Origin of the sequence: Nonomuraea aridisoli, assembly GCF_003236395.1 — a bacterium.
In the GTDB taxonomy this organism is placed as follows: Bacteria; Actinomycetota; Actinomycetes; order Streptosporangiales; family Streptosporangiaceae; genus Nonomuraea; species Nonomuraea aridisoli.
Map to the genome: position 1 here is coordinate 25,136 of NZ_POUD01000063.1, position 12,529 is coordinate 37,664.

Annotated in this window: 13 protein-coding genes; 7 read left to right on the forward strand and 6 right to left on the reverse strand. The window is 71.5% G+C overall.

Annotated elements, in window-relative coordinates; all coding sequences use genetic code 11:
- Positions 1–16: 16 nt before the first annotated feature.
- The 3 genes from C1J01_RS17285 to C1J01_RS17295 are packed head-to-tail and all read left to right on the forward strand — an operon-like array spanning position 17 to position 2,906.
- Complete coding sequence (locus tag C1J01_RS17285) at positions 17–1,216, forward strand: cytochrome P450 (RefSeq protein WP_111180000.1); 1,200 nt, start codon at positions 17–19, stop codon at positions 1,214–1,216.
- On the forward strand, positions 1,213–2,151 hold the full coding sequence (locus C1J01_RS17290) for an ATP-binding cassette domain-containing protein (protein WP_111180001.1): 939 nt from the start codon (positions 1,213–1,215) through the stop codon (positions 2,149–2,151). Before C1J01_RS17285 ends, C1J01_RS17290 begins: the two co-directional genes overlap by 4 nt.
- Positions 2,148–2,906: an ABC transporter permease gene (locus C1J01_RS17295; RefSeq protein WP_111180002.1), complete on the forward strand. Its 759-nt coding sequence runs from the start codon at positions 2,148–2,150 to the stop codon at positions 2,904–2,906. The genes C1J01_RS17290 and C1J01_RS17295 overlap by 4 nt, the downstream gene beginning before the upstream one ends.
- A gap of 81 nt (positions 2,907–2,987) precedes the next feature.
- Here C1J01_RS17295 and C1J01_RS17300 read toward each other — a convergent pair whose 3' ends face one another.
- Complete coding sequence (locus C1J01_RS17300) at positions 2,988–3,656, reverse strand: alpha/beta hydrolase (RefSeq protein WP_111180003.1); 669 nt, start codon at positions 3,654–3,656, stop codon at positions 2,988–2,990.
- Between the two features lie 97 nt (positions 3,657–3,753).
- On the opposite strand from C1J01_RS17300, the gene C1J01_RS17305 reads away from it, so the two are divergent.
- Positions 3,754–4,704: an AraC family transcriptional regulator gene (locus C1J01_RS17305; protein ID WP_111180004.1), complete on the forward strand. Its 951-nt coding sequence runs from the start codon at positions 3,754–3,756 to the stop codon at positions 4,702–4,704.
- Between the two features lie 140 nt (positions 4,705–4,844).
- The gene (locus C1J01_RS17310; protein ID WP_111180005.1) at positions 4,845–5,882 is read left to right on the forward strand and encodes a Glu/Leu/Phe/Val family dehydrogenase; all 1,038 of its coding nucleotides are present in this window, start codon (positions 4,845–4,847) and stop codon (positions 5,880–5,882) included.
- A gap of 275 nt (positions 5,883–6,157) precedes the next feature.
- On the opposite strand, the gene C1J01_RS17315 is transcribed toward C1J01_RS17310, so the two are convergent.
- The 4 genes from C1J01_RS17315 to C1J01_RS17330 are packed head-to-tail and all read right to left on the reverse strand — an operon-like array spanning position 6,158 to position 8,934.
- Entirely contained in the window at positions 6,158–6,754 is a 597-nt protein-coding gene (locus C1J01_RS17315) for an NADPH-dependent FMN reductase (RefSeq protein WP_111180006.1), read from the reverse strand.
- Positions 6,755–6,792: 38 nt separating this feature from the next.
- Positions 6,793–7,533 (reverse strand): SDR family NAD(P)-dependent oxidoreductase, encoded by a 741-nt coding sequence (locus C1J01_RS17320; protein WP_181448803.1) that lies wholly within the window; start codon positions 7,531–7,533, stop codon positions 6,793–6,795.
- Between the two features lie 46 nt (positions 7,534–7,579).
- Positions 7,580–8,047 (reverse strand): cupin domain-containing protein, encoded by a 468-nt coding sequence (locus C1J01_RS17325; RefSeq protein WP_111180008.1) that lies wholly within the window; start codon positions 8,045–8,047, stop codon positions 7,580–7,582.
- An 11-nt stretch (positions 8,048–8,058) separates the two neighbouring features.
- Complete coding sequence (locus C1J01_RS17330; protein WP_111180009.1) at positions 8,059–8,934, reverse strand: alpha/beta fold hydrolase; 876 nt, start codon at positions 8,932–8,934, stop codon at positions 8,059–8,061.
- A gap of 228 nt (positions 8,935–9,162) precedes the next feature.
- Here C1J01_RS17330 and C1J01_RS17335 point away from each other — a divergent pair, with 228 nt between their 5' ends.
- The gene (locus tag C1J01_RS17335; protein WP_111180010.1) at positions 9,163–9,621 is read left to right on the forward strand and encodes a MarR family winged helix-turn-helix transcriptional regulator; all 459 of its coding nucleotides are present in this window, start codon (positions 9,163–9,165) and stop codon (positions 9,619–9,621) included.
- A gap of 49 nt (positions 9,622–9,670) precedes the next feature.
- Here C1J01_RS17335 and C1J01_RS17340 read toward each other — a convergent pair whose 3' ends face one another.
- Positions 9,671–11,563: a DUF5107 domain-containing protein gene (locus C1J01_RS17340; protein ID WP_111180011.1), complete on the reverse strand. Its 1,893-nt coding sequence runs from the start codon at positions 11,561–11,563 to the stop codon at positions 9,671–9,673.
- A 338-nt stretch (positions 11,564–11,901) separates the two neighbouring features.
- Here C1J01_RS17340 and C1J01_RS17345 point away from each other — a divergent pair, with 338 nt between their 5' ends.
- Positions 11,902–12,471 carry a dihydrofolate reductase family protein gene (locus C1J01_RS17345; RefSeq protein WP_111180012.1) on the forward strand — a complete coding sequence of 190 codons (570 nt, stop codon included), beginning with the start codon at positions 11,902–11,904 and terminating at the stop codon, positions 12,469–12,471.
- Positions 12,472–12,529 lie beyond the last annotated feature (58 nt).

Here is a 12,529-nt window from a genome sequence, read left to right on the forward strand (position 1 = left end):
ACGTAGCTTTCAGAGCATGTCGAACACGTACTATCGTGAATATCCGTCCTTCGACCGGGCACCCGCCTGCCCCTTCGACCCCGCTCCCGAGGTCACCGCGCTGCGCGCCGAGCAGCCGATCGTCCGGCTGGCCGCGCCGGCGGACGCCCCCGGGTTATGGCTCGTCACCGGGTACGGGCTGGTCCGCCGGATCCTCGCCGATCCGCGCTTCAGCTCCCGGTACGAGACCCAGTACCACCCGCTGGTGGGCGGGCAGCTGCCACCCGCCCCCGTCGGCGACCTGACCGGCATGGACGCGCCCCAGCACACCCGCTTCCGCAGGCTGCTGGCGGGCAAGTTCACCGTCCGCAGGATGAACCTGCTCACCGAGCGGGTCACCGAGGTCACCCACGAGCGGCTCGACGTGATGGAACGGCAGGGACCGCCCGCCGACCTCGTCGAGGTCTTCGCCCAGCCCGTCCCCGCCCTGATGATCTGCGAGCTGCTCGGCGTGCCGTACGAGGACCGCGCTCGGTTCCAGAGCTTCACGTCAACCCTCACGGACGCCGGGGAGCCCGAGGCGCAGTACGCCGCGTTCGTCGAGCTCGGCGAGTATCTGCGGGGCCTCGCGCTCGCCAAGCGCGCGAACCCGACCGACGACCTGCTCAGCGACCTGGCCACGGGCGGCGACCTGACCGACGAGGAGCTCGGCGGCGTGGCCGCCTTCCTGCTCGGCGCCGGCCTCGACACCACCGCCAACATGCTCGCGCTCGGCACCTTCGCGCTGCTGCGCAACCCGGCGCAGCTCGCCGCCCTGCGCGCCGACCCCGGGCTGGCCGACAGCGCCGTGGAGGAGCTGCTGCGCTACCTGTCCATCGCCACCACCGGCCTGCGCGGCGTGCTGGAGGACGTCGAGCTCGACGGCGCTCGGCTCCAGGCCGGAGACACGGTCATCCTCGCGGTCAACGCCGCCAACCGGGACCCGGCCAAGTTCGCCGAACCCGACCTCCTCGACCTGCGCCGCCCGCCGGGCGGGCACCTGGCCTTCGGCCACGGGATCCACCAGTGCCTGGGCCAGCAGCTCGCCCGCGTCGAGATGCGCGTCGCCTTCCCCGCGCTGCTCACCCGGTTCCCGACGCTGCGGCTCGCCGTACCGGACGAAGAAGTGCCGATGCGTACGGACCCCGCGCAGATCTACGGCGTTCGCAGCCTGCCCGTCACCTGGGACCCGGCATGAGCGCGGCGGTCCCCGCCGTCTCGGTGACGGGACTGCGCAAGTCGTACGGCTCGCACCGCGTCCTGGACGGCATCGACCTCACCATCCCGCAGGGCACGATCTTCTCCCTGCTCGGCCCCAACGGCGCGGGCAAGACCACGACGGTGCAGATCCTGTCCACCCTGATCAAGGCCGACGCCGGCGAGATCCGGGTGGCCGGGCACGACCTGGCCGCGGAGCCCGACCGGGTGCGCGCCGCGATCGGCGTCACCGGTCAGTTCTCCGCCGTGGACGGCCTGCTCACCGGCGAGGAGAACCTGCGGCTCATGGCCGACCTGCTCCACCTCGGCCGTTCGAGAGGCCGGGCGCGCGCTCGCGAGCTGCTGGAACGCTTCGACCTCACCGACGCCGCGCGCAAGCCGGCGGCCGCCTACTCGGGCGGCATGCGCCGCCGGCTCGACCTCGCCATGACCATGGTCGGCACACCCGAGATCATCTTCCTCGACGAGCCCACCACGGGCCTGGACCCCCGCAGCCGCCGCACCATGTGGCAGATCGCCAGGGACCTGGTCGAACAAGACGGCCTGACCATCTTCCTGACCACGCAGTACCTGGAGGAGGCCGACGAGCTCGCCGACCGCATCGCCCTGCTCAGCCAGGGCCGGCTGGTGGCCGAGGGCACCCCGGAGGAGCTCAAGCGGCTGGTCCCCGGCGGCCACATCGTCGTGCGCTTCGCCGACGCCGACGGCTACCGCAGGGTGGTGGAGCACGTCGGCGCGACCTCGCGCAACGACGCGGCGCTCACCGTCCAGATCCCCGGCTCCGGCAACGTGAGGACGTTGAAGAGGCTCCTGGAGTGGCTGGACGCCCAGGCCGTCGACGTCGCCGAGCTGACGGTGCACACCCCCGACCTGGACGACGTCTTCCTCGCCCTGACCAAGGAGCCCTCCCGATGAGAGCGGTCATCGACTCGGCGACGATGTTGCGCCGCCGGCTCACCCACATCTGGCGTTACCCGTCGCTGGTCCTCACGTTCGCCGGCGTCCCGGTGGTGTTCCTGCTGCTGTTCGTCTACGTCTTCGGCGGCACCATGGGCGCGGGCATCGGCGGCGACCGCGCCGCCTACGTCGGCTACCTCACCCCCGGCATCATGGTCACGACGATCGCCGGCGCCGCGCAGGGGACGGCGATCTCGGTGGCCACCGACATGGCCGAGGGCATCGTCGCCCGGTTCAAGACGATGGCCATCGCCCGCGTGTCGGTGCTCACCGGACACGTGCTCGGGGCGATGGTGCAGACGTTCATCGCGATCGCGATGGCGACTCTGGTGGCCGTGCTGGTCGGCTTCCGCCCGTCCGCCTCGGGGCTGGGCTGGCTCGGCGTGGTCGGCGTGCTGGCCATGTTCACCTTCGCGATCACCTGGCTGTCGGTCGCGCTCGCCCTGGTGTCCAAGAGCGTCACCACGGCCAGCAACCTGCCGATGCCGCTGCTGGTTCTGCCGTTCCTCGGCAGCGGATTCGTGCCGACCGAGTCGATGCCGGCCGGGTTGCGGTGGTTCGCCGAGCACCAGCCGTTCACTCCCGTCATCGAGACGCTGCGTGCCCTGCTGGACGGGCGTCCGGCGGGCTCCGGTCTCGTGTCGGCGGCCGTCTGGAGCGCGGTCATCGCCCTGGCCGGATACCTGTGGGCGCGCAGGCTCTACAACCGTTGAAGGCGACTCGTCCGGATCGGCCGGCGCCTCCGCGGGCGCCGGTCGATGGAACAGGCGCGGCGGTCGCCCTGGCTCGCCGTATCAGGCGCCGCGCACGATCTCGTCGATGAGAACGGCCAGCTCGCGGGGCCGCGCCAGGAACGGGGAGTGGCTGCCCGGGACGCGGCGCAGCTCGGTGGCGTGGACCGCCATCTGCTCCTGCAGCGCGGGCGGGATGGCCTTGTCCTGCTCGGTCAGGATGAAGCTGGACGGAATGTCCCGCCAGGCGGCCGCGTCGACCTTCTCCGCGAACGACCGGACGGTCTGCTCGACGAGCCTGCCCACCAGCTGCTCGGCCTCGTCGTCGGGCAGATCGCCGTAGAGCGAGTTACGCGGGTCGTCGATGAGCGGGAACAGGCCGCTCATGTCCTCGGGCTCGGGCACGCCGTGGATGTCGTACATCGACTGTCCCTTGTCCGGCATGTACGCGGCCAGGTAGATCAGCCGCTGGACATTGCGGGCTCCGGCGGCGGCCTCGGTGACCGGGATGCCGCCGTACGAGTGGCCGACCACCACGACCGGGCCCTCGATCGACGCCAGCTCGGCGGCCAGCACGGCAGCGTCGTCGTGCATGCCCGCGGTGGGCTGATCGCCCGAGCTGAGCAGCGCCGGGGTACGCGTGTCATAGCCGAGGGCCCGCAGCTCGGGCTCGAGCTTCGCCCAGCAGTCAGGCCGGTGCCAGGCGCCGTGGACGAGCATCACGGTAGTCATGAACAGTGCTCCAGGAATGTGCGTTCGTTATGTCCGGAAATACAACGTTAGGCACCACGGGCTGGACTGAGAATGACCAAGAGTCCAACATAGTTGCGTGAGCGTCCACCAAGCCGATCCTCTCCAAGACGTCCTTACCCTCGTCGGCACGACCAGCCAGATGTCCATCGGGCTGATCGCCGGCGGCGAGTGGGCGCTGTCGTTCCGGCCGCCGGCGGCGGCGGTCAAGTTCAACGCGGTCCGCCGCGGCCACTGCCTGCTCACCGTCGACGGCGTGCCGGAGCAGATCAAACTGGACGAGGGCGACTGTTTCCTGCTGACCCAGCCGCGCGCCTTCACCCTGGCCAGCGGGCCCGGGGTGCGGCCGATCCCGGCCAAGCCGATCTTCGCGGTGCCCGACGGCGATGTGCCCCGGGTGGGGACCGGCGACGACACGGTGTTCATCGGCGGCCGGTTCGACTTCGGCGGGCGGGCGCAGGAGCTGCTGCTCGACGTGCTGCCGCCGGTGATCCACGTGCCCGGCGGCACCCCCGAGGCGGCGACCGTGCGGTGGGTGCTCGATCAGATCGAGGCCGAGCTGCGTGACCGGCCGGTCGCCTCGACGCTGATCACCGAGCATCTCGCCCTGGTCATGCTGATCCACGTCCTGCGCCTGCACCTGACGGTCACCGGGGCCGGCGCCGCGACCGGCTGGCTGGCCGGGCTCGCCGACCCGGTGGTGGCCCCGGCGCTGCGGGCCGTGCACGGCCGGCCGGCCCATCCCTGGACGGTGGCCCAGCTCGCGGACGTCGCCGCGGTGTCGCGGTCGACGCTCGCCGCCCGGTTCAAGCAGGCCGTCGGGCAGGGCCCGCTGGAATACCTGACCGGCTGGCGGATCGAGCTGGCCATCGATCGCCTGCGCCGCGGCGACGAGACGGTGGCGATGATCGCCCGCGAGGTCGGCTACGGCTCGGAGAGCGCGCTGAGCAACGCGTTCAAACGGGTGACCGGGGCGTCGCCGCGCGAATACCGCCGCCGGATCAGATCGGCCGCGCATCTGTCCGGATAAGGCAGACCGTCACCGAACCATGTTCATCGCGTACGGCGATTCGAGGCCGATTCCGAGCGTTCGTACGATCGGGGGTCGCTCGTGCGGCCGAATGCCCGATGCTTCGGGGCGACGCCGCTCGCACGACAGAAAGGTTCGGCATGTCCTCCCTCGACCACGAACAGGTTCTGATCCGTACGGGAACTCGCTCCGGCCTGCCGATCATCGTCGCCGTGCATTCGACCGCGCTCGGCCAGGCGGTCGGCGGATGCCGGCTCTGGCACTACGCCGACTGGCGGGACGGCCTCGACGACGCGTTGCGCCTGTCGGCCGCCATGACCGCCAAGTGCGCCGTGGCCGGGCTGGCGAACGGCGGCGGCAAGACCGTCGTCGCCGTCCCGCCGGGAATCGAGCCGGACCCGGCCCTGCGCCGCGCGGTGCTGGACGACGTGGCCGACACCATCACGGCCCTGGACGGGGCGTACGCGACCGGTCCGGACGTCGGGACGACACCGGCGGACATGGCGGTCATCGGCGAACGTACCCCTCATGTCTTCTGCAAGCCGGCGCAGCACGGCGGCAGCGGCGACTCCTCACCGGCCACCGCGCTCGGCACGCTGGCGGCGCTGCGCGCGGTACGCCGCCGCCTCCACGGCACGCGGACGCTCGCCGGCGCGCGCCTGTCGGTGGTGGGGCTGGGCAGCGTCGGCCTGCGCCTCGCACGCCTGCTCGCCGACGAGGGAGCCGACCTCCTGCTCAGCGACATCGACCCCGCCAAGCGGGCGGCGAGCGACGAGCTCGGCGCCACCTGGGTCTCGCCCGAGCAGGCGCTCACCGCGGACGTCGACATCGTCGTCCCGGCCGCGCTCGGCGGCGTCCTCACCGAGGAGATCGTGCCGCGGCTGCGCTGCGCCGCCGTCGTGGGGCCGGCCAACAACCAGCTCGCGACCGAGGCCGCCGGCGACCTGCTGCACCGGCGCGGCATCGTCTGGGTGCCCGACTACGTGGCGAGCGCGGGCGGAGTCGTCAACGCGCTCACCGTCGAGCTGCACAAGGGGACCCCTGACGAGGCCCGCGAACGTGTCGAGGCCATCGAGCACACCGTCGCCGACCTCCTCGCCACGGCCGAACACCGGCACGTCACCCCCGCCCAGGCCGCCACGGAGCTGGCGCAACGCCGTCTCACCGGCGCCTGGTAGACGACCACGAGCTAAATGAGCCAAAGGGGGTACGCCCGGACGGCGCGTGCGATCATTCGAACGGATCGGGGGATCACGTCGAACGAAGGAGAGCCCTCATGAGCTTGGGAGTGCCCGAAGTACTCATCCTGCTGGTCCTGGGCGTCGCGCTGATCTTCGGCGTGATCTTCGCCACGGTGAAGCCGGCCAACCGGAAATAGCGGCTCGGCCCGGGCGGTCGCCGGCTTTCGCATCACCACACCTGCGCGGCGGGTGTGGTGATGCCCGACTTGCGCTCACCTGACGGTGTCGCCGGCGGCGAGGCGGGAGGCCCCGGGGCCGGGAAGGTGATGGCGGTCGACGTGCGCCAGGAACGCCGTCATGTAGTCGGACAGGAACTGGGCGGTGGAGGGAACGGTGACCGTTCCTTCAGCGTCGATCAGTCCCTGGGTGAACTGGATGTAGGCCTCCGGCTGGCCCATCACCGGCATGTCGGAGTAGGCGAGGATGGTCTTCAGGTGCTGCTGGGCGAGCGCCGTGGAGATGGAGCCGGGCGAGGCGCCGATCATCGCGGCCGGCTTGCCGTCGAGGGCGTTGGCTCCGCGCGGCCGGCTGGCCCAGTCGATGGCGTTCTTCAGCACCCCGGGGATGGAGCGATTGTACTCAGGGGTGACGAGCAGGAGGGCGTCGGCGGACGCGATCGCGTCCTTGAACTCCTGGGCCGACGGAGGGTAGCTCGCGTCGTGGTCACGGTTGTAGAGGGGCAGCGCGTCGATCGGGATCTCCACGAGATCGAGTTCGGCCGGCGCCAGGCGGCGCAGCGCGAGCGCGAGCCTTCTGTTGATCGAGTCCCGCGACAGGCTGCCGACGATGTATCCGACGTTGTAGGTCATGGTTTCCATCCGTAGTCAGTGGTTTCCGTGAGCCGCCGTCACGGCATGAACTTGCCGCCGTCGACGTTGAGGGTCTGGCCGGTGATGAAGTCCGCGTCGGGCGAGGCGAGGAAGAACACCGGCCCCACCAGGTCGGCGGGCTGCTGGTCGCGCTGGATGGCGCGCGCCTGGCGCTGAGCTGCCAGCAGGGCCTCGGGGAAGGTGTCGCGCGCCTGCTCGGTGACGGTCAGGCCGGGCGCGATCACGTTCGCGGTGATGTTGTACGGGCCGAGCTCGCGGGCCAGGGAACGGGTGAAACCCACGATCCCGGCCTTGGCGGCGACATAGGAGGTCTGGCCGCGCGTGCCGTCGAAGACGGAACCGGAGCCGAAGTTGATCACGCGGCCCCAGCCGCGCTGCTTCATCAGCGGCAGCAGCGCCTGCGCGACGAGGTGCGGGCCGGTCAAGTTTGTGTCGAGCACGCGACGCCACGACTCGGGCCCGATCTCCTCGTACGGCTGCACCGGGAAATAGCCGGCGGCATTGACGATCACATCGACGCGGCCTGCGACGTCGCGAGCGTACTCGGCCAGCCGCGTGACGCCCGGCTCGCCGGAGAGGTCGGCCGCGACGGTGTGCAGCGCGCTGTGGTGGCCCGTCCGCTCGGCCAGCCGCCCCAGCGCCTCGTCGCCGAAGTCGGTGGCGATGACGGTGTCGGCGTTCTCCAGGAAACGCGCGGTCAGTGGCGTGCCGATGCCTCCGGCCGCTCCCGTGATGACGACGACTCGATCGCTTCTCATGGTGACTTCCTTCATCGGTGAGGGCTTCTTCATCGGTGAGGCTTCTTCATCGGGGCGGGCCGACGATGATCTGGCCGTAGGCGTCGGCCGCCGCGGCCAGGACCTCCTTGGAGATCTCGAAGCCCTCGGGCCGGGGGGTGGACAGGTCGCGTCCGCCCTGACGGAACATGCCCTCGAGGCCGGCGGGAGTGGCGATCAGCAGCAGGTCGGCCCGCTCGGAGGTGATGCGGTAGCCGTGCGGGATGTTGCGGGGCAGGTAGACGATGCCGCCCTCGGACAGCTCGTGCTCCTGATCACCGGCCCAGACCAGGGCCGTGCCCTTGATCAGCATGAAGACTTCGTCTTCCCGGGTGTGCAGGTGGAACGGCGGAGCCTCCCCCTTGGGGGCGTCGAACCGGCCGACGGTGAGCTGCCCGTCGGTGGCGGCGGCGTCCAGCAGGACGGAGAAGGTGCTGCCGCCCAGCCATTCCAGTTTCTGTTGCTGCTCGGGCTGGGCCAGGTACGGGATGCTCATGGTGGGCTCCTTCAGGCGAGAAAGTCGATCAGTTCCTTGGCGAGTTCTTCGGGGCGTTCGTCGGGGACGAAGTGCCCGCTGTCCTTGATGACCGCCGCGGACAGGTGCGGCGCGATCGGGCGCAGGGCCTCGGCCAGCCGGTTGCCCGCGTTGTGCTCGCCGCCGACGGCCAGCACCGGCATCGGCAGGTGGGCCCCGCTCTCTGCCCAGTCCCGGTTGACCCGCCCGTCCTGCAGCAGGGTGCGGTAGTGGCCGAAGCCGGCGCGCAGGGCCTCCCGCCCGGTGTAGGAGGCGGTGATGGCGGCGATCTCCTCCGGTGGGAACGCGCCGGTGACGTGCGCCAGCCGGTTGAACCACCAGGTCAGGAAGGCGTGCTCGGTCCCGTCCAGGAGCAGTTCCGGCACTTCGGGTGTCATGAACAGGCCGAAGTGGAACGAGCCGCCCGTGGCGGGGTTCATCGCGCTTTCCAGCCCTAGGCCGGGCAGAGCCAGCTCGACGAGCGCGAGCCGCGCGACCTCCTGGGGATGGCGGCGGGCGTAGGCGAAGGCGACCATGCCGCCGATGTCGTGCCCGACCACGCGCACCCCGCCCGTGACGCCGAGCCGGTGCAGCAGGGCGCGCATGTCCTCGGCCTGGGCGTCCTTGTCGTAGCCGCCGGGGGCGCGGGTGCTGTCGCCGAGGCCGCGCAGGTCGGGGGCGATGACCCGGTATCCGTGGCCGGCGAGGACCGGCATCACGTGCCGCCAGGCCCGCCAGGTCTGGGGCCAGCCGTGCAGCAGGAGCAGCGGCGCTCCCGAGCCGCCGATCACCGCGTGCAGGTCCACACCGTCGGCCGTGACGGTCGTGTGCTCGAACCCGTCGGGAACCGGGTCGTACGGCGTGCTCATGAGGCCGGGACGAGGTCGGCGATGGTGCCGAGCTGGGGCAGGAGCGCCGTGTCGTCGGGCGTGAACAGGGTCATCGTGGTTCCTCTCAGAAGGGTCGGCATCGCCGCAGGTCCGGGCGGTGCGATCAACCCTGGCCACTATTGCGTGGCCAGCCACATATACTGAACCACACATTTACGTGGCTGGCAACATAAATCGGCCGACCACGGATCAGAGGAGGTCAACGCCATGACGACCCCGCAGCGCCATGCCGCACGCGCCGGGCAGCTGAGCTTCGCCGTCTTCGCCCTGGCGCGAGTCCACCGGGCGGCGGCAGCGGCCATGCTCCGCGCCCTCGGTCTGCATCCCGGCCAGGAACTGCTGCTGATGCAGCTGTTCGAAAGGGACGGTCAGACACAGTCCGAACTGCTGGACAGCGTCGGCCTGGACCACTCCACCGTGTCGAAATCACTGCGCCGCATGCAGGAGGCCGGCCTCGTCACCCGCCGGCCCAACGAGGACGACCGGCGGGCGCTCAACGTCTGGCTCACCGACCGCGGCCAGGCGATGCGCGAGCCCATCGAGGCCATGTGGGCGACTCTCGAGGAGATGTCCACCCGACACCTGGACGAAGTGGCGATCAGGTCCTTCATCGCCACCGCTCGCACGATCGAACACTCGATCACCGACAACGGCAAGGACGGCTGAACAGCGCAGCCAGATCGCCGGGACCCACGCAGGATCGGCGCCGCCCGGTTCAGTGCATGCGGAAGTCGTACGTCGCGGGGAGGGGGTGGTCGCGGCGGACCTGCTCGGGGTCGGTGTCCGGGTGGCGCAGCTCGTGGTAGCGGAACCAGAGCTCGTCCAGGGAGTCCTCGCCCTCGCGCAGGTTGTGCACCGTGATGCCGCGTTCGATGAGCGCCCCGGCCCGGTCCAGGTCGCCCGCGCGGAGGGCGGCCTCGGCTTCGAGCAGCTGGATCCGGCCGAGCGCCCGGTCCCCGGGACGGAGCCGGTCGATCAGGGTCAGCGCCTCGGCGGCGCGGCCGTCGGCCAGCAGTGCGCGCAGGGTCTCGACGGTGAGCGCGACGACGGCCGGCGCCAGGGCGTGCGCCTCCGCCAGCAGGTCGGCGCCCGATCCCGAGCCCGCCAGCCGGCCGCTCTCCGCCAGGCAGCGCAGGGCCCAGGGCGTACGGCGGTGGTGCAGGGACTCCCGCCACGCCCGCTCGGCCCCTTCCCGGTCGCCGTCGGCGTACCGGACCAGGCCCAGGTGGTAGCGGGCGTGCCAGTCCGCCGGGTGCCGTTCGAGGAGGTCGCGCCAGGGGCCGCCCGTCACGGGCGCGGCGGGCGGGTCGCACTCGGGCAGCCGCCCGGTCTCCAGGAGCTCACGCCACGGGCGCTGCTCGTCGCCGATCTGGCCGAAGTCCAGCTCCGGCAGGGCGTCGCCGACCTCCAGCGCGCCCCACCCCGACCCCCGGCTCAGCACCTCGGGCGCGTGCGAAGGGCCCCCCGGAAGGAGGGTCTCCCGGGGGACCAGCCGGTCGACGGCCGTCGCGGCGGCGCGGACGGCGTCGTCCCATGGGCCGTGAGCCGCCGCGGGGTCGAGCTCCAGCAGGCCATAGGCCTCCACCCAGCTCCACGTCGCGCCGCCCGGCATCGGCACGTGCTCCAGCTGCGTCCTGGCCAGCCCCGCCTGGATCTCCAGATAGCGCGACGAGGGCCCGCTCAGCCACTCCTGCCAGCGGCGGCCGCCCGAGCCGGTCCCCCAGTGGAAGAGCTTGCGGCCGCGCAGCCGGTCGGTCGACACCTGTACGAGCCCGCTGCCCGAGGGGTCGACGGCGGCGATCCACCGCCGCTCCACCGCCGGGATCTCGAAGAAGTAGTCCGCCGCCTGCTGCGCGGTGTCGGTGTAGCTGCGGTCACGCCCGTCCCGCATCGGGAACTCCTCCGGCCTGAGCACGCCGGTGTAGTCGTAGTGGTACGCCTGCGTGGCCGGCGCCAGCACCCGCACGCCGGCCGCTTCGGGGACGGCGATGTTCGACCACCAGTACGCGGGCACCGGCTCCGCGGCCAGGTTGTGCAGGGTGACCTCGACGAACAGGACCGGCGACCCCGGGGGCAGCCAGGCGTCGACGCGCACGACCAGCCGCCGCATCCGCTCGAACTCGTACATGCGCAACATCGGCGTCCCGTCGGACCGCGTGAGCCGGACGGCGTGCAGGGGCGAGCAGGTCAGCGGCCAGTGACCGGTCGCGCCGACGTTCCACTCCACGCCGCCGGCCAGCCATGCGTCGCGCAGCGCCAGGTTCGCCGGCTGCACCATCGGGTTGCGGTGCAGCAGCTCGCGGTCCGACGGGCGGTGGACGAGCGACCAGAGCCGCCCGCCGTACGCGGGCAGGAAGGTGGCGGTCAGCACCTCGTTCTCCAGCACCACCACCGGCAGGTCCCGCTCGGCGCGCGTGCGGCTGTAGCCGTCCTGCGCCGTGTACGGCAGCAGCGAGTACGGCTGGCCGCATACGATCTGGGCCGTCATTTCCTCGTCCGCCCCGACCACCCCGCGCCTGGCCCAGGTGCCGCGCAGCAACGGCAGCGGACTGGCGGCGGGCGGGTCGGCGGCGGGCAGACGCATCGTTTCCGTACGCAGAACAGACATGGCCGGTCCCCAAGGAGAAGAGGGCTATTTCCCGATTCCCCGCCGATCATGCCCTAAATCCCTATCTGCCCGACATATCCGGATGTGCGGTCACCACCAGTCGGCGCCGTCGGCAGGCGTCCAGACGTGGGTGTGATGGGTGATGTAGCAGGCGCGGAACGCACGGAGGGAGCTGCTGCTCGTCGGGTATGCCGCCGTGTAGTTGCGGGTGCTCGCCAGGCGGTATGACGAGGCGTTCGGGCGCCGGTCCGCGAGATTTTCCGGGACGGAATGTCGATCCGGGCCCCCTCCGCTCGACGCGTCAGTGAAAGCAAGCCACGCAACCCTGAGGAGAGCTGATGAGCACCGTGATCATGCACAACGTCGTGTCGGTGGACGGCTTCATCGCCGACGCGCAGGATGAGGTCGGCCCGCTGTTCGACTGGTACGGCAACGGCGACGTCCCGCTCGGCGCGGGCAAGGTGTCGCGGGCCTCCGCCGAGTACGTCCAGCCGGTGTGGGCCAGGATCGGGGCGATGGTGATCGGGCGTCGCCTGTTCGACATCACCGACGGCTGGGGCGGCACGCCGCCGACGGGCGAGCACGTGGTCGTGGTCTCGCACCGGCCCAAGCCCGAAGGGTGGCGCCCCGAGGCGTCGTACCACTTCGTCGACGACGTGGCGCAGGCGGTCGCGAAGGCCAAGGAGCTCGCCGGAGAGCGGGACGTCGCCGTGGCGGCGGGCGACGTCGGCGGGCAGGCGTTCGCGCTCGGCCTGGTGGACGAGGTGGCGATGGACGTCGTGCCGGTCGTCTTCGGCTCCGGCAAGCGGTACTTCGGCTCCGTCGACGGCCGGCACCTGCTGGACGACCCGCACGTGGTGATCCAGGGCGACCGGGTGCTGCACCTGCTCTTCCGGGCCCGCCGCTAGCCCCGGCCGGCTACGAGCGCACGCGGAAACGCAGGTGGGCGGCGTTGGGGGTGGGGAC